This window comes from Haloarcula sp. MBLA0163, assembly GCF_055632435.1.
This window is the reverse complement of record NZ_CM145745.1, coordinates 219646-241384: the sequence shown is the minus strand read 5'-3', so window position 1 is coordinate 241384 and position 21739 is coordinate 219646. Positions and strand designations below refer to the sequence as shown.

Below are 21739 nucleotides of genomic sequence, written 5' to 3'. Positions count from 1 at the left end.
GCTATTCGTCGTCGCTCCGCGCATGACTTGCCGCTTCGGTTCGCTGGTACTCCTCAGCAGAGACGTCTGCGCTTCGAGCGGCGTCGAGTTGCGACTCGATCAACGAGTTGAGTTGGGGCCCCACTCATCGGATGGCTGAGACTCTATGTATGCGACCCAGCGTTTGATCTGTGCGATTCGTTGAGCCCGATTACGCTCGTGCTTGTCCGCAAGATCGTGATGTTCGTCGGAGTTGGTCATATGCGTCCGTTACCTCAAGTTCCTGTATCCACTGTTCGAGTCCTGGCGTGCTAAGTTTTTCTCGAACAAGACGTGGAGAGGCACTGCACTCTCGAAATCCTGCCAGTGAGGATAGTGGTAGGAGGTAAACCTCGGTTACTCAACCGTCACGCTCTTCGCCAGATTCCGCGGCTTGTCGATATTCCGCCCTAGCAGGTTCGCAACGTGATAGGACACCAGCTGGAGATGCGTGTTCGCCAACACGGCGGCCGCCCGTGGATGGGTCTCGGGTAACTCCAGCACGTAATCGGCATACCGATCGACATCCGACTGTCCGTCGGAAATCGCCACCACCGGCGCGTCTCGCGCTTCGACCTCTTTGACGTTGCCCACGGTCTTCCGGGCCTGCTCGCCGTCGCCAGTCACCACCGCAAACACGGGCGTGTCCTCCGTCACCAGCGCGAGCGGCCCGTGTTTCAGCTCACCCGACGCGAAGCCTTCGGCGTGCTTGTACGTAATCTCCTTCATCTTCAGAGCGCCCTCCAGCGCGACCGGGTACTGGTAGCCGCGACCGATGAAGAAGTACGCACCTGCGTCCTCGTACATCTCGGCCACCTCATGCGCAGCCGATTCATCCAGCACCCGCTGGACGTTCCCGGGCAACTCACGCAATGCCGAGATGATCTCCCGAACCTCATCGGATCGGGTCATCCCCAGTGCCAACAGGTTCAGCGCCACCTGTTGGGAGGAGAACGTCTTGCTCGCCGCCACGCCGATCTCGGGGCCGGCGCGGATGTAGAAGGCGTGGTCACACTCCCGAGCGGCCGTCGACCCGACGACGTTCGTCACGGCCAGCGTCCGTGCGCCGCGCTTGCGGGCCGCCCGCAAGGCAGAGAGCGTATCGGCCGTCTCCCCACTCTGGGTCACGCCCACGACAAGTGCATCGCCAATGGGCGGCACCGACGTCGCGTACTCACTAGCCAAAAACGCCTGTGCGGGAATCCCTGCCTCACGGAACAGTTGCGCGCCATAGAGCGCTGCATGATACGACGTCCCGCAGGCGACGAACTGCACACCCGTCGGCGAAAGGTCACCCAGATCCTCGATGTCGACGGCGCCGGCCATCTCGTCGACGCGGCCGCGGAGACACTGCCGCAACGCCCGCGGTTGCTCGTGAATCTCCTTGAGCATGTAGTGATCGTACCCACTCTTGCCCGTCTCCTCGGGGTCCCACTCGATCGTATCCACGTCTTTCTCGACGGGCTCGCCACCAAGCGTCGTCACGGTCCAGCCCTCGGCGTCGAGTCGCGCGAACTCACCGTCTGCCAGATAGACGACCTGGTCGGTGTAGTCGCGGAATGCCGGCACGTCGCTCGCGAGGAACGTCTCGTCCTCACCGAGCCCCAACACGAGCGGCGAGTCGTTACGCGCGGCGTACACCGTCTCGTGGCCTGCGACGACGACAGCTACAGCGTAGCTCCCTTCCAGCCGTGAAATCGCCTCACGGACCGCACGCTCCGGCTCTGCCCCGTCTGCAAGCGCGTCTTCGACCAGATGGGGGACGACCTCAGTGTCCGTATCCGACGTGAACGTATGCCCGGCCCCGACGAGTTCGTCGCGTAGCGACTGGTAGTTCTCGATGATGCCGTTGTGGACGACCGCCACGTCACCCGTACAGTCCTGGTGTGGGTGGGCGTTCGCGTCGGTGGGCGGCCCGTGCGTACTCCAGCGCGTATGCCCGATACCAACCTCACCGGTCAGTGCCGATCCCTCGAGCGTCTCGCGAAGGTCGTCGATCTCACCGGAGGTCTTGACAACGTCGACGCCGCCGTTGGCCATCGCCACACCGGCCGAATCGTAGCCCCGATACTCCAGTTTCGAGAGGCCATGCACCAGCGTATCGAGCGTCGAATCGCCACGACCGACACAACCGATGATGCCACACATCAGCGGGTCACCTCCACGCCCTCGTCGACGTTACCGTCCACGGTCACACCAGCGTCCAGCGTCGCGTTCGGCCCGACTAACGCCCCTGGCGCGAAACTCACGTCACCGCGGGCACGCGCTCTGTCGGCGATGACCGCGCCCAGTCGCTGGTCTTCGAAGACGCGCGTGCCGACCTGGACGTCTGCGGGGCCGCCCGGAACGACCGTACTAGCGCCGAGGTGGACGTCCTGTCCCGTAACGGTCTGTAACAACGTCGACCCGGCATCGACGCGCGTGTCGGCATCAAGGACGCTGCGCTGGACGACAGAGTTGGCTCCGACGGTCACGTTCGCACCGAGTGCGACGTTCGGCCCGATGACAGCGTCGGGGCCGACCTCACAGTCCGGACCGATGACGATTGGCCCCTGCAAGACGGCCTCGTTGTGGACACGCGCGGAGTCATCGATCCAGACCTGTTCACGCCGCGCACTCTCGACGACGCGCCCGCGGGCGAGTACCTCGCGGGCAACGGTCAGCAAGTCCCAGGGATAGGTCGCATCGACCCACATCCCGTCGACTTCCACCCCACGAACGCGATTCGACTCGATGAGGTTCGCGAGCGTATCCGTGAGTGCCAGCTCACCCTCCTCTCGGGAGGTTGCCTCGATAGCGTCGAAGATGGCCGCCGAAAACGCATACACACCACCGTTGATGAGGCGGTAGTCGCCCTCTCTGGGCTTCTCGACGAGGTCCGAGATGATACCGTCGCGTACCTCCACGGCCCCGTACCGGCTCGTGTCCTGTCGTTCGACGACGGCGAGTGCGGGGTCACCGGTCGTAGAGAAGGTGTCCGCGACGGCCTCGACAGTGTCGGCGTCGATAAGGCGGTCCCCGTTCAACACGAGCGTCGGCCCGTCGACGACCGAGCGGGCCTGCGACAGCGCGTGGCCGCTCCCGAGTTGCTTGTGCTGGGTGACGTACGTAATCGGAACGCCGCGATACGTCGACCCGAAATGGTCCTGTACGCGGTCACGTTTGTAGCCGACGACGGTCACCAGTCGGTCGACGCCGGCCTCTACCAGCGCGTCGAAGACGTGGGCCAGAATCGGCCGGTTGCCGGCCGGCAACATCGGCTTGGGCCGGTTCCGCGTCAGCGGGCGAAGCCGCGTGCCCTCGCCGGCCGCGAGGACGACAGCCGTGTCGATTTCCATACTCGTATCAACAGGAGTGGGGATTTGAATATGGCGGGACTACTGCCGGTTTCGAGGTTCGTACGGGGTCGGTGGGCACAAACGTCGCAGGCGCTGCCTACTGCTTACTGGCTCGGTGGTCAATGTGACCACTCGCTCGCGTTGTCTGCGGCGAACCACGTTATTGCTCGCCCATCCGGTCGCCTGCGACACGCCGCCCTTTCGTCGTCAGCGCCACCTCCGTCCGTTCGCGGACGACGCTGATGACGTCAAGTTCGATGAGGCGGTCGAAGATGGCCTCGGTCTTCTCGACGTCGATGCCGACGAAGTTGGGGATGTCGAACGGGGAAACGCCCGAGTGCAGCGCCATGATGACCCGCTTCTCCGTCGACGAGAGGTCGAGGTCAGCGCGGTTCTGCTCGGCGCTGTCTTCGAGCATCGTCCGGAGCACGGTTGCGTGGAACTCCTCGCCGGCCAGATGCGTCTCGACGCTGATGTCGCCCTCGCTGTGTTCAACCTGTATGACGGTACGTTCCTCACCCGAGACCTGTTTGTCCTCGACGGTCAGGTCACCGATGTCGGTCCGCTCGATGTCGACGGCCTGTCCGTCGGCCAGCGCCAGCCGAAGTGCCTCGTCGGTCACCTTCAGCCGCCCTTTGGTCCACGAAGCATCCTGGACGACGCCGCCTTTCACTGCGGGGTGTTGGGCAAGTATGACCGCACCGTCGAGGCTCGCCCGGTAGAAATCCGTCTGGAACACCTCGTGGTCTGACGCCGCGACGAGGACGACGTCCTCCCCGACGTGGAAGGCGAGGTACTCGGAGACGCCCGCGCTCTGCTGGTTCACGTCAAATCGGTCGGCGATGCGGTCGATGTCGTCCAGCGCAATCTGACGCTTGTTGTCGCCGATGAGCGCGAGTCGCTCGGTCGTGAGGACGACGCGACAGTTTCGCCACTCGGCGTCGGTGAGACGCTGGCCCTGCGTGACGGCGAGCAGGTACTGGCCCTGCATGTCGGCGATTTTCTTCTCTGTGTCGCTCATACCCCGCGGCCTCTATCCGTGGTTGTTTAGGGCCGTGGATATAGCTTCCGCCGCCAGTGTCGCTGCTGAGACCGAGATGGGACGAGCCGTCGTATACTGCGTAGATAGCTTTCAAGCGAAGCTCAAGTGCGGACCACGTACAGCGCTGCCGCTATCGACGTAGCGCGCGAAAGAAAGGGCGAAAGTCAGGACGGGAAGTTCCCGTTAGTTGTCGCGTCGGACTGCGAGGAGTGCGGCAGCGACGAGAGCGACGAGAGCGATGACCGCGGTGAAGCCGGGGCCACTGTCACCAGTGGTCGTCTCTTCCGTGGTCGTCTCCATCGTCTCGGGCGCTTCCGTGGTCTCCTCGGTCGTCGGCTCTTCCGTGGTCGGCTCTTCCGTGGTCGGCTCTTCCGTCGTGGTCTCCTCGCCGGAGACAATCGTGACGTTGGCAGAGTCGGTCACAGCGGAGCCGTTGGACGTGTACGGACCGTCGTTGTCCGGGAAGTCGTAGGTCTGGTCACCGTCAGTGTCGAGGTGCGGCATCGCGACCGCAGTGAAGTCCTCGTCCTGAGCGGAGTCCAGCGTGATCTCGACGTCCTCGTGGCTGCCAGCTTCGAGGTAGCTGGAGGCACCGATGACGTCGCCCGTGGCGGAGCCGTTGTGGATGGCGATGAAGCCGCCCTCCGACAGCGTGGCGCTGTCGACGACGACCGTCTCACCGGCGGACTCCTGATCACTGATGCTCACAGAGGCCGTCGGCGCGGAGCCGAGCGTCCCGTCGATGGAGTCACCGATGGACGTGCCGCGCAGTCGGGTCTGAGCAGTGAAGTTCGTACCGGGGCTGTACTCGCTGAAGTCAGCCGTCGCGGTGAAGCTACCGTCCGGCTGGACGATAGCGGTCGGCTGCTCGAGGAACGGACTGGACGAGTCGGTGCTCCGGACGCGGACGGTGACCTCGGTACCGGGTGCGAGGTTCGTCGTGCCGGAGAACTGCTGACCGGATGCCGCCTGGATGGTGATGTCGTTACCACCGTTCAGCGTGGCGTCGCGGTCGGCGAGTTCGAAGGCGTCCTCGACCGAAGCGTTGTCCTTGGCGAGGTCGCTGTTGACGTCCTCACCGAAGACAGTGAAGTTCGCCGCGAACTCACTCTCGTCCTCACCGTTGAACGGAGCGTTCGTCAGGCTCTGGCTGTTGAACACGACGAAGTGCGTGTCGTTCGCCTCGTCGTAGATGACGGAGACGTTCTCGTAGTTGAGGTTGTCAGCGTTGTACTGTGCACTGTCGACGTTCGCACCAGGGTTCTGGTCGTCGAACGTCAGGTTAACTGGACCGGTAGCGACGGCACCACCAGAAGTCGTGATAGGACCGGGTGCAGCGCCGGAGACGACCTTGTACGCCTGCGTGGCGTTGTCGAAGGTACCCGTCGTGTCGACGTAGTAGGTGAAGAGGCCTTCGAGGCCGGAGGCCTGAACCTGCGCGACACCGGTGTCACCGATAGCGATAGTGTCGGTCTGGGTCAGGTTGTCGTTACCGGCGAGTCCGTAGACCTCACTCACTTCAGCACCTGCAACGTCACTGTAGCTGTTGCCGGGTGCGGTCCACATCTGGACGCCGTCGGTGGAGCGCTCGCTGAGCGAGACCGTCGCGACGTCGTCCTCGTTGTCGACAGTGTTGCCGCTCGTCGTCCCAGCGACGACCAGCGCGTCGTAGTCAGTCGCACTCAGGATGTCTGCACCAACAGCACCACCGTCGGCGAAGCTGCCACCCTCGTTCAGGACAGTGATGTCGTCGTCGCTGTCGTTGAGCGTGAGGACGTCGCTCGCGCTCGCATCGGAACCAGCGACGTACGTGTTGAACAGCAGACCGACTTCGCCGTCACCGTCGTCGTCGACGACTTCGGCGCTGATGTTGTAGTTGTCGTCGGCGTAGTCACCGAGCTGGACCGTTGCAGTGTCGGTGTTCTCGAGTTCGACGGTGAGCTCGACAACGTCACCGCGCTGTTCCGAAACAACGGAATCAGCGAAGCTCGCGGAGCCTGCCTGAGCTTCGGAGACGTTAATCTGGTCGGTGGTCGCCGACGTAGCCGTCTTGTTGTCGACAATCTCGACGGTGTAGGAGTCGGACTCCTCAGCGTCGAGGTTCGAGGAAGCGAACGTGACGTCGACGTTACCCTGGCCGTTGAGGCTGGCCGTCTGGGTAGCGACTTCGTCACCGCTGTCGTCAAACAGCGTCGCAGTCACGGGCGAGCTGCCACGGATGGCGCTCGCCGAGACTTCGATGTCGTCCTCGTCCGTGATATCGGAGCTCTGGTCAGTGATCTGGAGGTTCAGGTCACTGACGTTGAAGTAGACATCGTTACCAGAGTTCTCGTACTGGATGCGGTAGGACTCACCAGTGTCGAGGTTGCTGGTGTCGTAGGCGAGGCGCGAGCTGTTGTCCGGAGTCGTCCCATCGAGTAGGGTGCTCCCGCCGACCTGTTTGATAGTGATGCCACCGTTGTCACCGTTCGCTTGCAGGTGGAGAACGGAGCCACGGTAGACACTAATAGCGCTATCCTGGGTAGTAGCCGAGGAAGTGTAAGGCGCGTTGACCGAGGTCACGTCGACCGTCGTGTTACCGAGGTCGGCGTAGCCGGTGCTACCGGTAATACCAGTGGCAATGGTGTTAGTCTCAACCTCAACCTCTTGATTGGGGTCAAGGTTATTGATGTTAGTGATAACGTATTTGTCAGTTACACCACCACCAACATTAGTCACGGAGGTGACCGAGCGCTCATTACCGTCAACGTAGACCGTGAAATTGCTCGGGCCTAGTGCGGTAGTGCCACTACTTGCATTCGTTCCGACGGGCTGTTCGAAGGTAACTTCGATGTTACCGTTATACTCGATAGCCTGTTCGAACGAGGGGTCCTCGTTCCCGGCAGCAGCGGCGCTGCCAGCGAAGCCGACGGTGAATGCGAATACGGACATCACCATCAGACCTGCGAGGAACAGGCTGCGGATTTTTTCGTTTGTATCTGTCATAGTTTGTTGGTTGCTATCGGGCGGCGTCAGCCGTTTTCCACGTGGTCGGAACGCAGTCACCGCGACCGCGCGTAGACCGAACCGGTGTACTCACTTCTGGCGCCATGGGTAGGGGTACGGACCACTCTTCTGGTGGGTCTGGTAAATGCTTTGTGTCTCTGAAAGACCCTATGTCAACACAACACAAACCCAACGTAGGCGGTGTTTAACACGAAAACGGGACAGCCAACGCTACCTGCGTCTGTTCTCGCATATCACCACGCCGTAGTAGTCAGAACGAGTTCATTTCTATGGGCCTGTTTACGGTAATGACCTGGGTACGCACACGCCCCGATACCAAGGCGACAGCCCACCAAGCAGACGAGACACTCCCGAGCGAGTCGCACGACCCACGAACCGCTTCGTGACTAGCGCCAACGCTTATCACGGCACCGCCAAACGTTCGACCAATGACAGGGGGCGACGGCTCCGGCCGCGACACCGCCATAGGCGACCGGCCGACCATCGACCCACCCGCATGGTTCGTCGACCAGGCGAACGTCTCGGACCCGTCGGTGTACGAGACGTTCGAGCGGGAGTGGCCAGACTGCTGGGAGCGGGCCGCGGACCTGCTGGACTGGGACGAGCCCTACGACGAGGTGTTCCAGGGCGGTGAGGACCCGCCGTTCGAGTGGTTCCCCGGCGGATCGCTGAACGCCTCCTACAACTGTATCGACCGGCACCTCCCCGAACGGAAGAATCAACTGGCGCTCATCTGGGAGGGCCACCTCAACGAGTCCCAGACTTACACCTACCGGGAACTCCACCGCGAAGTCAACGCCGTCGCGGCTGCACTGCGCGAGCAGGGCATCGAGGAAGACGACGTCGTCACGATCTACCTCCCGATGGTACCCGAACTACCCATCGTAATGCTGGCGTGTGTCCGTCTCGGCGTCGTCCACAACGTCGTCTTCGCGGGCTTCTCCGCCGACGCGCTGGCCGAGCGGATGGAGCGGACCGGGTCGGAGTTGCTCGTCACCTGCGACGGCTACTACCGTCGGGGGAGCGCCGTCGCCCAGAAGAACAAGGCCGACAACGCCCGCATCGCCGTCGACCAGAACGTCTCGGTGGTCGTGCTGGACATCCTGAGCCGTGACGTCCATCTGGGCGACGGCTACTACGACTACGACGCCCTGCGAGCGGCCCACGACGGTGAGACGGTCGCCCCCGTGCCACGCAACGCCGGCGACACACTCTTTCGCATCTACACCTCCGGCACTACGGGCGAACCGAAGGCCGTCGACCACACGACAGGTGGCTACCTCGCGCACGTCGCGTGGACCTCACAATCCGTACTGGACATCAAGCCCGAGGACACCTACTGGTGTTCGGCCGACATCGGCTGGATCACGGGCCACTCCTACATCGTCTACGGCCCCCTCGCGCTGGGGACGACGGCGGTGCTGTACAACGGGACGCCGGACCATCCCGAGAAAGACCGCGTCTGGGAAATCGTCGACCGGTACGCCGTCGACGTGTTCTACACCGCGCCCACGGCCGTGCGGACGTTCATGAAGTGGGGCGAGGAGTACCCGGAGCGCCACGACCTCTCTAGCCTCCGTTTACTCGGGACCGTCGGCGAACCCATCGACGAACGGGCGTGGCGCTGGTACCGCGAGCACATCGGCGGCGGCGAGTGTCCCGTTGTCGACACGTGGTGGCAGACCGAGACGGGCGCCATCCTCGTCTCGACGCTGCCGGGCGTCGACGCGATGAAACCCGGCGCGGCGGGGAAACCGCTTCCGGGCATCCAGACGGACGTCGTCGACCCCGCGGGCGAGAGCGTCGAGGTAGACGAGGCCGGCGAACTCGTCGTCACGCGCCCGTGGCCGGGGATGCCCAGCGACCTGCGGACCGGCGAGGGATGGGGCGAGGCGGCGACCTTCGGCGACGAGTGGCGCTACCACCCCGAAGACGGCGCGTCGGTCGACGCCGACGGCTACGTCACCGTCCTTGGGCGCGTCGACGACGCCATCAACGTCGCGGGGCGGCGCTTCAGCACGATGGAACTCGAATCGGCCATCACCGGCGTCACCGGCGTCGCGGAGGCCGCCGTCGTCGGCGCGTCCCACGAGACGGCCGGGACGGCCCTCTACGCCTACGTCTCGCCCGAGGACGGCTACACCGAGACGGACCTGCACGGGCGCATCGAGTCCGCCGTTGAGGACGCCATCGGCGGTGTCGCTACACCCGAAACGGTGGTGTTCACGCCCGACCTCCCGAAGACGCGGTCGGGCAAAGTGATGCGCCGCCTGCTGACTGCCGTGGCCAACGGCGAGGAGTTGGGCGACACCAGCGCGCTTCGCAACCCCGAGATACTCGGCGAGTTGCAGTCGGCGACGCCCGAGCGATGAGACGTGTTTCGCTGAAAGTCAGTTTCCCGAAACGATACTAATCAGCATCTCACATTTAGACAGGAGTTGGACCGTAGGCCCGGCCTGCAGCCGTGGACTGTCCCGTATGCTTATTTCGCTTACCTTCGAACACGCGAAACAGCATGGCAGAGCGGACCGACGTCCTCGGTGCGCGGGGGTACGAGCAGCTGCGCCGCGCGGCCGAGACCCATCGCGAGGATCTCGTCTTGCGGTTCGGCGCGGAGGTGGGCCTCCGGCCGGCAGAGATGACCCGCGTCCGGCTGGCCGACGTGACCAGCGCCGAGAATCACTTCTTCCTGCGCGTGCGCGACGACGACAGTATCGACCGGGAAGCGTACCTGCCGGCCGGCGTCGAACACGACATGCGGAAGTTCGCCAGTGCGGCCGACAGAGACCCGGAAGAACCGCTGTTCTCGGTGTCGGCCCGTCGCCTCCAGATGCTCGTCTCGGAGGTGGCCGGCCGCGCGGCGGAGGCGACACCGCGCCTCGAAGCTGTCTCCTCACGCGACCTGCGCTGGCGGTTCGCGGCGACGATGCTCTCGGAGGGCGTGCCGCCACACGTCGTCTGCGCGCTGGGCGGCTGGGACCGCCTCGCACGGCTGGAGCCGTTACTCGACGATCCGGACCGGGAGACGGTGGTCCGAGCCATCGAGGGGTCCGAAGACGTCCCGACGCCGGCGCGTCTCCGGCGGACCATCAGCGTCGCCGCCGACGTGGGCGAGTCGCTGGCCGTCGCGGCCACCGGCGAGGAGATAGAGCAGACCGTCTGCGACCGACTGGCCGAGACCGAGGGGTTCCGGTTCGCGTGGGTGAGCGAACGGACCGGCGATGGCCTGACGCCGCAGGCGACCGCCGGCATCGACGAGAGTCGCGTCGCCGACCACGTGCAGACCCAGCACGACGCCGCGACGGCCGCGATGGACAGCCACGAGGTGCGCGTGGTCGAGGGCGACGAGGGACCGATGGCGCTCGTCCCCATCGTCCGGGACGACGCCGCGGCTGGCGTCCTCGCCATCGGCACGACCGTCCACGTCGTCGACGCCGAGCAGGACCTGCTGGCGGCGCTGGGCGCACAGGTCGGCGCAGCGCTGGCCGCCGTCGAGCGCAAGCGCCTCCTGTTGGCGGACACGGTCACGGAGCTGGCCTTCGAGTGTACCGACGACGAGGCGTTCACCGTGGCGCTGACGCGTGCCCTCGACTGCTCGCTCGAACTCACGGGGGTCGTCCCCGTCGGCGGTCGCTCGCTGCTGTACTACATAGTCGTCGACGGCGCGCCCGCCGGCCCGGCGCTGTCGTACGCGGCCGAGGACGACGACATCGCCGACGCGCGTCTCATCGAAGACTACGGCGACGGCGCCCTGCTGGAAGTCGTCGTGACGGCCGCGCCGACGCTCGAGCTGGTCGAGAACGGCGCCCGCGTCCGGTCGCTCGACGCCGAGAGCGGCACCGCGACTATCGAGGTGGAGTTGCCCGGCGACAGCAACCTCCGCGAGGTGGTCGACGGTGTCGTCGGCGCCTATCCGGAGACGTCGCTGACGGCCAAACGGGAGACGGAGCGACCCGCCGAGACAGACACCGGCTTTCGCGAGCGACTCTCGGACCGCCTCTCCGAGCGACAGTCGACGGTGCTGGCGGCCGCCTACCACAGCGGCTACTTCGAGTGGCCCCGGGGGACCACCGCCGAGGAACTCGCCGAGTCGCTGGACGTCTCGGCGCCGACGTTCCACAACCACCTCAGGAAGGCCCAGCAGAAGCTCCTGACGGCGTTTTTCGCCGACAGACCCACCGAGCCGCCGACGACGCTCGACGAGTAAGTGTCAGTGAGTTATTCTGATAGTTAGACCCCGCGTTTATGAAGGACCCATTTATTGTACGTGATAGACCATGTCAGATGACGATGTCCAACTCGAAGCGCGACTCGAAGAACAGGAGGTCTTCGAGCCCCCGGCGGAGTTCGTCGAGCAGGCGAACGTATCGGACCCCGATATCTACGATGAGTTCGAGGAGAACTGGCCGGAGTGCTGGGAGCAGGCGGCCGACCTGCTGGACTGGGAGGAGTCCTACGACACGGTTCTCGACGACTCGAACCCGCCGTTCTACGAGTGGTTCACCGGCGGGTCGCTGAACGCCTCGGCGAACTGTCTGGACCGTCATCTCGACGAGCGCGGCGACGAGGCCGCCATCGAGTGGGTTGGCGAACCCACGGACGAGGACGACATCACATACACCTACGAGGACCTCCACCGCGAAGTCAACGAGTTCGCGGCGGCGCTGCGCGACCAGGGCGTCGAGGAGGACGACGTCGTCACGATGTACATGCCGATGATTCCGCAGTTGCCGATCGCGATGCTGGCCTGTGCCCGCATCGGCGCGCCCCACTCGGTGGTGTTCGCCGGGTTCTCGGCGGACGCCCTGGCGACACGGATGAACGCGGCGGACTCGGAGTACCTCATCACCTGTGACGGCTACTACCGTCGCGGGGACCCGCTCGACCACCTCGACAAGGCCAACGAGGGGCTGGCAGGCGTCGACCACGAGGTCGAGACGGTCGCCGTCGCCGAGCGCCTGCGCGATGGTGACGGCTTCGACCACGACTACGCCGACAACCAGGTGGCCTTCGAGGACCTGCAGTCCGACCACGAGGGCGCGACGGTCGAGCCCGTCTCCCGTGACGCCGAAGACATGCTGTTCCTCATGTACACCTCCGGCACCACCGGCGAGCCGAAAGGGGTCAAACACACCACCGGCGGCTACCTCTCCTATGCCGCCTGGACCTCACAGTCCGTGCTGGACATCAAGCCCGAGGACACCTACTTCTGCTCGGCCGACATCGGCTGGATTACGGGCCACTCCTACATCATCTACGGCCCGCTGGCGCTCGGGACGACGACGATGATGTACGAGGGGACGCCCGATTACCCGGACAAGGACCGCCTCTGGGAGATCGTCGAGGACTACGAGGCGACCCAGCTGTACACCGCGCCGACCGCGATTCGAGCGTTCATGAAGTGGGGCGAGGAGTACCCCGACAGCCACGACCTCTCCAGCCTGCGGCTGCTGGGCACCGTCGGCGAACCCATCAACCCGCGCGCCTGGAAGTGGTACTACAAGCACATCGGCGACGAGTCGGCCCCGGTGGTCGACACCTGGTGGCAGACCGAGACCGGCGGCATGATGCTGACGACACTGCCCGGCGTCGGCGACATGAAACCCGGCTCTGCCGGGCCGCCGTTGCCGGGTATCAGCGCCGACATCGTCGACGTGAGCGGCAGTCCCGTCGAGGCCGGGCAGGCCGGCTACCTCGTCGTCAACAAGCCGTGGCCCGGCATGCTGCGGACGCTGTACAAGAACGACGAGCGGTTCATCGACGAGTACTGGCGGGAGTACTCCGACGTCGACAGCGACGACCCCGCCGACTGGGTGTACTTCCCAGAGGACGGCGCGAAGATCGACCAGGACGGCTACATCACCGTGCTGGGCCGCGTCGACGACGTGCTGAACGTCTCCGGCCATCGCCTGGGCACGATGGAGATAGAGAGCGCCATCGTCGGCGTCGAGGGCGTCGCCGAGGCCGCCGTCGTCGGCGGCGACCACGAGATCAAGGGCGAGGCCGTCTACGCCTACGTCATCACCGAGGACGGCTACGAGGAGACCGATGCGCTTCGGCAGGAGATCATCGAGAGCGTCGAGGACGCCATCGGCCCGATCGCCCGGCCCGAGCAGGTCATATTCACGCCTGAACTCCCGAAAACTCGGTCCGGGAAGATCATGCGCCGACTCCTCGAGGACATCGCGAACGGCGAGGAACTGGGCGACACCAGCACGCTCCGCAACCCAGACGTCGTGAGCGACATCCAGTCGAAGGTCGGCGGCGACTGAGCGGCATCGGCTTCCAACAGACCAACCACCACGCGGCCAACACACCACGGCCGCACCCACCACGCGACCACCACACCACGGTCACATTCATGGCAGACACAGAGACGCATGACTCGGGCGGCGAGTCGCCACTACAGGCAGACGGCGGCACCGCCACGCAGGCTGCACAGGCACACCAGAACACCAACTACCTCGACGAAGAGGTGAACCTGCTGAACCCCAGCACGGCGTTCATGCGGGACCACCTCAAGATCGTCTGGACGAGTTTCATCATCTGGGCGCTCCTCGTCTTCGGGCCGGTGACGCTGACCGCCATCGCCCCCGGCGCGATGACGGTGACGATGCCGGTCATCGGCTTCCCGCTGCACTACTTCCTCGTCGCCTTCGGCGCGCCGACGGGCGCGCTCATCCTCGCGGCGGTGTACGCCCGCCAGCGGGACAAGCTCGACGAGAAGTACGGTATCGACCACAGCACCTCTGGCCCCGGCGAGGCTGAGGCCGGGGAGACCGGCGACGCGACGGCCACCGACGGGGGTGTCGACCAGTGACGGTTCCGTTGCAAGCCGAGGCGCTCGACATCTCCTTCAAGCTCGTGCCAGCCATCATCGTCTTCCTGATGATGGCATCCTTCCTCGTCATCGGCTACGTGTTCAAGGTGGCCGACACCGAGGGGATGTGGGTCGCCGGCCGCGGCATCGGCAACATCGAGAACGGGATGGCTATCGGCGCAAACTGGATGTCGGCGGCGTCGTATCTCGGACTCGCAGGACTGGTCGCGCTGGCGGGCTTCTACGGCCTCGCGTTCATCGTCGGCTGGACCACCGGCTACTTCGTCCTGCTCATCTTCCTCGCGGCCCAGATGCGCCGCTTCGGGAAGTACACCGCGCCGGACTTCGTCGCCGACCGGTTCAACTCGCCGACGGCGCGTGCCCTGGCGGCCTTTACGACGCTGCTCATCGCGTACGTCTACTCGGTCGGACAGGCCCGCGGTATGGGGCTTGTCGGCCAGTACGTCTTCGGGCTGGACATCGTCCCGATGATCGTCGTGATGATGACCATCACCGTCGGCTACCTCGCGCTCTCGGGCATGCTGGGCGCGACGAAGAACATGGCCGTCCAGTACGTCATCCTCATCGTCGCGTTCCTCGCCGGCGTCTACGTCGTCGGCTGGACGCAGGGGTACTCGACGGTGCTCCCGCAGATAGAGTACGGGCTGCTGTTCGACGAGCTGAGCCGGCAGTTCTCCGAGCCGTTCACCGGCGGGAACACGTACTACCTCTGGATCGCGACGGCGTTCTCGCTCATCTTCGGGACCTGTGGCCTCCCGCACGTCCTCGTGCGGTTCTACACGGTCAAGAGCGAGCGAACCGCCCGCTGGTCGACCGTCTGGGGGCTGTTCTTCATCCTCCTGCTGTACTGGGCCGCGCCCGCGATGGCCGCCTTCGGCGTCGACCTGTTCGCGCAGGTCAACAACATCTCGCCGGAGGCCGTCTTCACCGGCGAGCAGGCCATGTCCGGCTCGGAGGGTGACGTCATCGTCGTCCTCGCCGCGCAGTTCGCGGACCTCCCGCGCTGGTTCGTCGGCCTCGTCGCCGCCGGCGCGATGGCGGCCGCTATCGCGACCACCGCCGGCCTGTTCATCACGGCCTCGTCGGCGGTCGCCCACGACATATACTCGGAGCTCATCAACCCCGACGCGACCCAGCGACAGCAGATCCTCATCGGCCGTGCGACGATCATCGTCGTCGGCGCACTCGTCACGGTGACGGCGTTCAACCCGCCGGCACTCATCGGCGAGCTCGTCGCGTACGCGTTCTCGCTCGCGGGGACGGTGCTGTTCCCGATGTTCTTCCTCGGTCTCTGGTGGGAGAACACCAACCGACAGGGGGCGCTGGCGGGGATGTCCGTCGGACTCCTCCTGTGGATAACGTCCATCATCAACAGCGTCCTGCCGTCCTACATCGGCGCGCTCGCGGACATCGCCGGTGGGTCCGGGCAGGCGCTCATCCCCATCTACGCACAGTACGTGCCGCCCATCGGCGCCGCGCTGGTCGGGACGCCGCTGGTGTTCCTCGTCACCATCGCCGTCTCGCTGGTGACGCCGGAGCCGCCGATGGAGACCAAGCAGATGGTCCGGCAGTGTCACAGCCCCGAGCCGATGGGCCAGCAACAGACCGCCGAAGACATCGTCTCCAGTAGCGGGGGCGAGACGCCCGCCGACGACTAACAATGTACGACCAAATCCTCATCCCGACTGACGGTAGCGACACGGCGAACGTGGCCGTCGACCACGCCATCGACCTCGCGGAGAAGTACGGTGCCGAACTGCACGCGCTGTACGTCGTCGACATCGACGCGGTGAACTTCGGCCTCGGCACCGAGCAGGTCGACCGTATCAAGCAGGGCAACTTCGGCGAGATGACCGAACTGGAGGAGAAGGCCCACGCGGCCACTGGGGTAGTCGCCGACGCCGCCGCGGAGCACGGCATCGAGGTCCACGAGGAGGTCCGGGTCGGCACACCTCACGAGGTCATCGCCGGCTACGCCGAGGCGAAGGGTATCGACCTCGTCGTGATGGGCAGTCACGGCCGGTCGGGCGTCCGCCGGGCCCTGCTCGGGAGCGTCACGGAGCGGGTCCTGCGCTCGACGCACAAGCCCGTGCTCGTGGTCGACGAACACGAGGAGGAACTGGAGGAGTAACGGATGGCCATGGCCTCCGGGAAACGCCTACTCGAGACCGTCGGCGAGCACGTCCGTGAGCACCGCTCGGGGATGTTCGTCGACCTCGTGTTCGCCATCGCGTGGGTGACCGTCGTCACCCTCGTCTTCGACCTCCTGCCGGGCGGCCCACAGTGGCTCTACTACCTGACGCTGCTCGGCGGCGTCGTGGCGTACTTCGGCTTCTTCGCGTCGCTGGAGGCCGTCCGCGAAGACGACGCGTAGCCCACAACGAACGTTTTTCGGGGCGAAAGAACGGTGGTGAGCGACAAGTGCGGCAGTCACCGAGTCGAGCGTCACCCCCACGGCGACTCGGTGCGGCCACGTCGGCGACGGGAGCCGGCACGAAGCGGAGCTGGTCCTGAGTCGCGGCGAGGGCGCCGTCGGACGGGTCGCTGTCCCCGTCGACGCCTCGCCGTCGTGCCGCCCGCCAGGGGCGCTGGCCGCGAGACGGGAGCGGTCCATCCCCCCGTCCATGCGTCGCCGCCCCGGTGCAGGCGGTACAGAACCTACGCATCACAGTGCGTTAACTACCATCACGCTCCATTCCGTTTAGCGGCCGTAACCGGGACTTACCGTCCGTGATGAACGTTCTACTGCGCATCTCGGCGCCCCCTCGTTCGCTCGGTCTCTTTACTCCCCGCTCATTGCTTCGCTGGCCATGTTCCGGCCCTGCGCGTTCAGGCTGACCTCCGTCCGGGTGCGCACCTTGTCGACGGCGCCGACGTCGAGCAGTTTCTGGTATATCTCCTCGACGTCGTCGGGCGTCGTCCCGACGAAGTCGGCCATCTCGAACGGGGAGACACCGGAGTACAGCGCCATCAGCACCTGGCTCTCCATCTCGGTGAGTTCGTAGTCGTCCTCGCGGCGCTCGACCACCTGCGAGAACAGCCGTTCGAGCGCGTCCGTGTGGTGGGGCATGCCCGAGAAGTGCGTCTCGACGCTCCGGTCGGATTCGTCGGTGTGTTCGACTTCGACGACGCCGCGTGTCTCGCCCAGTACCGTGCTCTCGCTGATCTCGATGGTGCCGACGTCCTCGATGTCGAAGACGGTCGACCCGCCACCGGGGAACTGGAGGCGGACCTCCTCGTCGTCCAGTCGGAAGCGGGCCTTCGACCACTCGGCGTCGTCCTGGATGACGCCGCCGACGACGGCCGGGCTCCGCGCGAGGATGACCGAACCGTGCAGCGTCGCCCGGCAGTACTCGAAGGCGAAGTCGTCGAGGTTCGTCGCGTCGACCAGCAGGACGTTGTCACCGACACGCAGGGCGGTGGCGTCGGTCGGGACGCCGTCGGGGACGGTCGACTCGTCGTCGACCAGCGAGATCTTCGAGTGAGGAATCGGCTGTTTCCCGTCGTTCGTGGCCAGCAGGAGGCGCTTGTTGGTGACGATCAGCCGGCAGGAGCGCCACTGCGGGTCGGCGACGGGGTCGCCGTCCCGGACGACGTACTGGTAGTCGCCGGACGCATCCACTATCTTTCGTTCGTCACCACTCATGGCCGCAGTTATCGAAGGGTTGTCGCCGAATCGTATATAACTTCCAGCACCGCGCTCACAGCGCCACCAGCAGACCGCCGACGACGCCGAGGCCGCCAAAGACCGTACAGACCGCCCAGAACGGGACCTGCCTGACCAGACGAACGAGGGCGTCGACGGTGAGGTAGCCGACGACGGCGCTGACCGCGAGGGCGACGACGGCCTGTGCGGGCGCTATCGACGGGAGGCCCGTATCCACGAGCACGAGGACGTTGGCCGCCAGCGCGGCCGGAATCGAGAGCAGGAAGGAGAGGCGGAGCGACGACTCGCCCTCGTGGCCGCGCAACAGGAGCGCGCTCACGGTGGTCCCCGACCGCGAGACGCCGGGCAGGATGGCGAGTCCCTGCAGGCCGCCGACGAGGAGGGCGTCGGCCCAGTCCGGTCGGCTGCGTTCGCCCAGCGACAGCGCCGCGGCGAACCGCTGGACGAGGCCGGTCAGGACGAGCAGGCCGCCGACAAGGGCCAGGAACAGGCCGCCCTCGAGTTCCGAGACGGCTGCGTCGAGCGCGAGGTACGCCGGGAGGCCGGTGACGCCGGTCGCCAGCGTCGCGAGGACGAGAAAGGAGAGGTCCGCCGTCTCGTCGGCGAACGGCCGCCGGGAGAGGCGGGTCAACGAGTCGAGAATCTCGCGGACCTCGCCGCGGTAGTACGCGACGGCGGCGACAGCCGTGCCGGCGTGCAGAAAGAGTGCGAGTCGAGTGGCGTCGCCGGGGTCCAACCCGGCGAGGACTGTCGATGCGAGGGCGACACCCCCCTCGCTGGAGACGGGAATCCACTCCAGAATCCCCTGCAACAGACCCAGCAATATGGCGACGAGGATAGGATTCACAGTTACGGAGCGGTCAGCCGTGATTAAAGGCGGTTCGGTCTCGTGGTCGGGCGCGTCGGGTGACCAGTATATATACGTCGGCCAGCCAACGGGTGGTATGCAACTGGGTGGTGTCACCGACCTGCTGGCCTCGCTCCCGGTGTGGCAGGGGTTCGCCGTGTTGATTCTCGCCGGCCTCGGCCTCGGCTTCCTCGTCCGCGCCGTCGGCGACCGGTATCTCAAGCGCGTGACCACCCGTATCGACGGCGAGGTCGACGACATCGTCCTCCGCGGGGTCCACTCGGCGCTGTACGTCACGCTCAGCGTCGCCGGCGTCTACGTCGGGACGCAGGTGTACGACGTCTCGCCGGACCTTGCCGTGCCGTTGGAGGCCGGGACGCTCTCGGTGGTCATCGTCGTCTGGGCGGTGACGCTGATGCGGGTCGGTCGGAAGGCCTCCAGCGTCGCCACCGACAGCCGCTACATCGACCGGCAGGTCGTCCCCATCCTCCAGAACGTCTGGAGCGCGCTGATCGCCGGGGCGAGCGTCCTGTGCTTGCTCGTCCTCTGGGACATCGACCCGACGCCGCTGCTGGCGTCGGCCGGCCTCATCGGCATCATCGTCGGCCTCGCAGCGCGTGACACGCTCGCGAACTTCTTCGGGTCGCTATCGCTGTACCTGGACGGGACCTACAAAGTGGGGGACTACGTCGTCCTCGAAACGGGCGAACGCGGCCGCGTCGAGGACATCTCCGTTCGGTCGACGGTCATCCGCACCCGTGACGACATCCTCGTCACCGTCCCCAACTCGACGCTCTCGAACGCCGCCATCGTCAACGAGTCCACGCCCAAACAGAAGCGCCGCATCCGCGTCCCGGTCGGCGTCGCCTACGGCACCGACATCGACGTCGTCGAGGACATCCTCATGGAGGTGGCCGAGGCTGAAGGACTCGTCGTCGACCGCCCCAAGCCGAGGGTTCGCTTCCGCGAATTCGGTGGCTCCGCACTGAACTTCGAGCTGCTGTGCTGGGTGTCGAACCCCGCGCTCAACGCACGTGCCATCCACAACATCAACCGGGTCGTCTACACCCGGTTCCAGGAGGCCGGCATCGAGATTCCGTTCCCACAGCGGGACGTCTCGGTGTCTGTCACCGACGTTCCGGGCGAGCTGTTCCAGCGGTCCGCGGGCGAACGGCTGCCGACGGACGGCAGCCGCGACGACGTGCGATGACTGCGTGCGTTGCCACGGCGTCCATCGGGAGCTACGTACTTGTCGGCTGACAGCCTATCTGCATCGATGAACGCGCTCGTCCACCTCACCAGCGACGCCGACGACGACCGCCAGCACGCGCTCCGCTGTGTCACCGTGCTCGCGGCGAACGAGGAACTGGCGCTCGACGGTGTCACGCTACTCCCGCACCGCGACGGCGTCTGGCTGCTCACGCCCGACGCGCCCGAGCGGGAGTGGCTGCGCGACCTCCTCGAGTCCGGCATCGGCGTCACCGTCGGGCGGACCTGTCTGGACGCCCGTGACATCCCGCACGACGACGTCCCCGACGGCGTCGCGCTGGTCCAGAGCGGCGTCAGCGAAGTCGTTCGCCGGCAGGCCGCCGGCGACGCCTACGTCAAGATTCCCTGAGGCGCAGTGAGGTCGAAACGCAGTTACGGACCGACCGCGTCGGACCGACAATGACCGTACTGGAGGACGCGGGGGCCGCGCTCGACACCGGTCCGCTCTGTGACGCCTGCCTCGGACGGCTGTTCGCCGACCGGAGTTTCGGGCTGACCAACGCCGAGCGGGGCCACGCGCTGCGGGTGACCCTCGCGCTCGAGGCCGACGACGACTTCGAGGCCAGCGAGGACTGCTGGGTGTGTGAGGGGGAGTCCGACCGCGTCGACTGGTGGGCCGAACAGGCCGCCACCGCCGTCCGCGGCTACGACTTCGCGACGTATCAGGTCGGGACGAAGGTCCCGCCGCTCCTGGAGGAGAACGACGTGCTGCTCCGGGAGGACGTCGGCCTGGACGAGGACGCCGGCGAGGCGCTGAAGACCGAGCTCAACCGCGAGGTCGGCAAGCGCATCGGCGACCTGACCGGCGCCGAAGTCGAGTTCGGCCGGCCGGAGGTCCAGTTCACGCTCGACCTCGCGACGGACGAGGTCGAGGCCCGCGTCAACTCCGCGTTCGTCTACGGCCGCTACCGCAAACTGGAGCGGGACATCCCCCAGACGAAGTGGCCCTGCAACGACTGCAACGGCACCGGTCGCTGGCAGGGCCAGCCCTGTGACGGCTGTGACGGCACCGGCTACCGCTACGACGAGAGCGTCGAGCAACTGACCGCACCGGTCGTCGAGGAGGCCATGGACGGCGACGGCGCGACGTTCCACGGCGCCGGCCGTGAGGACGTCGACGCCCTGATGCTCGAGTCCGGCCGCCCGTTCGTCATCGAGGTTGACGAACCCCGCACGCGCGACGTCGACACCGACGCGCTCGAAGCGGACATCAACGAGTTCGCCGACGGGAAAGTCGAGGTCGAGGGCCTCCGACTGGCGACCCACGAGATGGTCGAGCGCGTGAAGGAGCTGGACGCCTCGAAGACCTACCGGATGGACGTCGAGTTCGAGGAACCCGTCACCGACGAGGCCCTGCAGGCGGCGCTGGAGGAACTCGAAGGCACGACCATCGAACAGGAGACGCCACAGCGGGTGGCCCACCGCCGCGCAGACCTCACGCGCACCCGCGAGGTGTACGCCGCCAGCGGCGAACTGGTCGACGAGACCCACGCCGACGTCCGTATCCACGGCGAGGGGGGCCTCTACGTGAAGGAACTCGTCTCTAGCGACGAGGGGCGCACCGAACCGAGTCTCGCCGGCCTGCTGGGGGTCGGCGCCGTGGTGACCGCGCTGGACGTCGTCGACGTGGAAGGCGAAGCGGAACCGTTCGCGAAGCCCGAGTTCCTGAAGGAGTAACGCGGTCCTTCTCTCGCTCCCGAGCCCCAGTTAG

The 21739-nt window shown here is 65.9% G+C and carries 16 protein-coding genes and 2 pseudogenes; 10 read left to right on the top strand and 8 right to left on the bottom strand.

Annotated features, from left to right (window positions below; genetic code table 11):
- Position 1: 1 nt before the first annotated feature.
- The 6 genes and pseudogenes from ACV7GQ_RS01235 to ACV7GQ_RS01210 form a co-directional block, all read right to left on the bottom strand.
- Positions 2–240 (bottom strand): annotated as a pseudogene (locus ACV7GQ_RS01235) (DUF8150 family protein).
- A gap of 135 nt (positions 241–375) precedes the next feature.
- Positions 376–2166, bottom strand: coding sequence for a glutamine--fructose-6-phosphate transaminase (isomerizing) (gene glmS, locus ACV7GQ_RS01230; RefSeq protein ID WP_470311744.1), 1791 nt, complete (start codon positions 2164–2166; stop codon positions 376–378).
- The gene (gene glmU, locus ACV7GQ_RS01225; protein WP_470311743.1) at positions 2166–3356 is read right to left on the bottom strand and encodes a bifunctional sugar-1-phosphate nucleotidylyltransferase/acetyltransferase; all 1191 of its coding nucleotides are present in this window, start codon (positions 3354–3356) and stop codon (positions 2166–2168) included. The genes glmS and glmU overlap by 1 nt, the downstream gene beginning before the upstream one ends.
- A gap of 160 nt (positions 3357–3516) precedes the next feature.
- Entirely contained in the window at positions 3517–4377 is an 861-nt protein-coding gene (locus ACV7GQ_RS01220) for a CheF family chemotaxis protein (RefSeq protein ID WP_470311742.1), read from the bottom strand.
- A 204-nt stretch (positions 4378–4581) separates the two neighbouring features.
- Positions 4582–6960: a DUF7282 domain-containing protein gene (locus ACV7GQ_RS01215; RefSeq protein ID WP_470313128.1), complete on the bottom strand. Its 2379-nt coding sequence runs from the start codon at positions 6958–6960 to the stop codon at positions 4582–4584.
- 330 nt (positions 6961–7290) lie between these two features.
- Positions 7291–7383, bottom strand: a pseudogene (locus ACV7GQ_RS01210) (surface glycoprotein); the annotation flags it as partial.
- A gap of 449 nt (positions 7384–7832) precedes the next feature.
- Between ACV7GQ_RS01210 and acs (ACV7GQ_RS01205) the strand changes: the two are divergent.
- From acs (ACV7GQ_RS01205) to ACV7GQ_RS01175, 7 genes are all read left to right on the top strand, one after another.
- Entirely contained in the window at positions 7833–9776 is a 1944-nt protein-coding gene (acs, locus tag ACV7GQ_RS01205; protein WP_470311741.1) for an acetate--CoA ligase, read from the top strand.
- A gap of 143 nt (positions 9777–9919) precedes the next feature.
- Positions 9920–11611, top strand: a complete 1692-nt coding sequence (locus ACV7GQ_RS01200; protein ID WP_470311740.1) for a bacterio-opsin activator domain-containing protein — start codon at positions 9920–9922, stop codon at positions 11609–11611.
- A 70-nt stretch (positions 11612–11681) separates the two neighbouring features.
- A complete protein-coding gene (acs, locus tag ACV7GQ_RS01195) occupies positions 11682–13676 on the top strand; it encodes an acetate--CoA ligase (protein ID WP_470311739.1) in 1995 nt (664 codons plus the stop codon).
- Positions 13677–13765: 89 nt separating this feature from the next.
- Positions 13766–14224 carry a DUF4212 domain-containing protein gene (locus ACV7GQ_RS01190; protein ID WP_470311738.1) on the top strand — a complete coding sequence of 153 codons (459 nt, stop codon included), beginning with the start codon at positions 13766–13768 and terminating at the stop codon, positions 14222–14224.
- Entirely contained in the window at positions 14221–15903 is a 1683-nt protein-coding gene (locus ACV7GQ_RS01185; protein ID WP_470311737.1) for a sodium:solute symporter family transporter, read from the top strand. The genes ACV7GQ_RS01190 and ACV7GQ_RS01185 overlap by 4 nt, the downstream gene beginning before the upstream one ends.
- A 2-nt stretch (positions 15904–15905) precedes the next feature.
- Positions 15906–16376, top strand: coding sequence for a universal stress protein (locus tag ACV7GQ_RS01180; RefSeq protein WP_470311736.1), 471 nt, complete (start codon positions 15906–15908; stop codon positions 16374–16376).
- Between the two features lie 9 nt (positions 16377–16385).
- Positions 16386–16619 (top strand): DUF8119 family protein, encoded by a 234-nt coding sequence (locus ACV7GQ_RS01175; protein WP_470311735.1) that lies wholly within the window; start codon positions 16386–16388, stop codon positions 16617–16619.
- Between the two features lie 408 nt (positions 16620–17027).
- On the opposite strand, the gene ACV7GQ_RS01170 is transcribed toward ACV7GQ_RS01175, so the two are convergent.
- Together ACV7GQ_RS01170 and ACV7GQ_RS01165 are read right to left on the bottom strand one after the other, a co-directional pair.
- The gene (locus tag ACV7GQ_RS01170; RefSeq protein WP_470311734.1) at positions 17028–17891 is read right to left on the bottom strand and encodes a CheF family chemotaxis protein; all 864 of its coding nucleotides are present in this window, start codon (positions 17889–17891) and stop codon (positions 17028–17030) included.
- 55 nt (positions 17892–17946) lie between these two features.
- Positions 17947–18759: an undecaprenyl-diphosphate phosphatase gene (locus ACV7GQ_RS01165; RefSeq protein WP_470311733.1), complete on the bottom strand. Its 813-nt coding sequence runs from the start codon at positions 18757–18759 to the stop codon at positions 17947–17949.
- Between the two features lie 97 nt (positions 18760–18856).
- On the opposite strand from ACV7GQ_RS01165, the gene ACV7GQ_RS01160 reads away from it, so the two are divergent.
- From ACV7GQ_RS01160 to ACV7GQ_RS01150, 3 genes are all read left to right on the top strand, one after another.
- The gene (locus ACV7GQ_RS01160) at positions 18857–19969 is read left to right on the top strand and encodes a mechanosensitive ion channel family protein (protein WP_470311732.1); all 1113 of its coding nucleotides are present in this window, start codon (positions 18857–18859) and stop codon (positions 19967–19969) included.
- A gap of 66 nt (positions 19970–20035) precedes the next feature.
- Positions 20036–20377: a DsrE family protein gene (locus ACV7GQ_RS01155; RefSeq protein ID WP_470311731.1), complete on the top strand. Its 342-nt coding sequence runs from the start codon at positions 20036–20038 to the stop codon at positions 20375–20377.
- 50 nt (positions 20378–20427) lie between these two features.
- The gene (locus ACV7GQ_RS01150) at positions 20428–21705 is read left to right on the top strand and encodes a tRNA pseudouridine(54/55) synthase Pus10 (protein ID WP_470311730.1); all 1278 of its coding nucleotides are present in this window, start codon (positions 20428–20430) and stop codon (positions 21703–21705) included.
- The last annotated feature ends 34 nt before the right edge of the window (positions 21706–21739 follow it).

Bases quoted from the DNA above. Each gene is read 5' to 3' on its own strand.
- glmS (WP_470311744.1), bottom strand. From the start codon at position 2,166: ATGTGTGGCATCATCGGTTGTGTCGGTCGTGGCGATTCGACGCTCGAT.
- glmU (WP_470311743.1), bottom strand. From the start codon at position 3,356: ATGGAAATCGACACGGCTGTCGTCCTCGCGGCCGGCGAGGGCACGCGG.
- ACV7GQ_RS01220 (WP_470311742.1), bottom strand. From the start codon at position 4,377: ATGAGCGACACAGAGAAGAAAATCGCCGACATGCAGGGCCAGTACCTG.
- acs (WP_470311741.1), top strand. From the start codon at position 7,833: ATGACAGGGGGCGACGGCTCCGGCCGCGACACCGCCATAGGCGACCGG.
- ACV7GQ_RS01200 (WP_470311740.1), top strand. From the start codon at position 9,920: ATGGCAGAGCGGACCGACGTCCTCGGTGCGCGGGGGTACGAGCAGCTG.
- acs (WP_470311739.1), top strand. From the start codon at position 11,682: ATGTCAGATGACGATGTCCAACTCGAAGCGCGACTCGAAGAACAGGAG.
- ACV7GQ_RS01190 (WP_470311738.1), top strand. From the start codon at position 13,766: ATGGCAGACACAGAGACGCATGACTCGGGCGGCGAGTCGCCACTACAG.
- ACV7GQ_RS01180 (WP_470311736.1), top strand. From the start codon at position 15,906: ATGTACGACCAAATCCTCATCCCGACTGACGGTAGCGACACGGCGAAC.
- ACV7GQ_RS01175 (WP_470311735.1), top strand. From the start codon at position 16,386: ATGGCCTCCGGGAAACGCCTACTCGAGACCGTCGGCGAGCACGTCCGT.
- ACV7GQ_RS01170 (WP_470311734.1), bottom strand. From the start codon at position 17,891: ATGAGTGGTGACGAACGAAAGATAGTGGATGCGTCCGGCGACTACCAG.
- ACV7GQ_RS01160 (WP_470311732.1), top strand. From the start codon at position 18,857: ATGCAACTGGGTGGTGTCACCGACCTGCTGGCCTCGCTCCCGGTGTGG.
- ACV7GQ_RS01155 (WP_470311731.1), top strand. From the start codon at position 20,036: ATGAACGCGCTCGTCCACCTCACCAGCGACGCCGACGACGACCGCCAG.
- ACV7GQ_RS01150 (WP_470311730.1), top strand. From the start codon at position 20,428: ATGACCGTACTGGAGGACGCGGGGGCCGCGCTCGACACCGGTCCGCTC.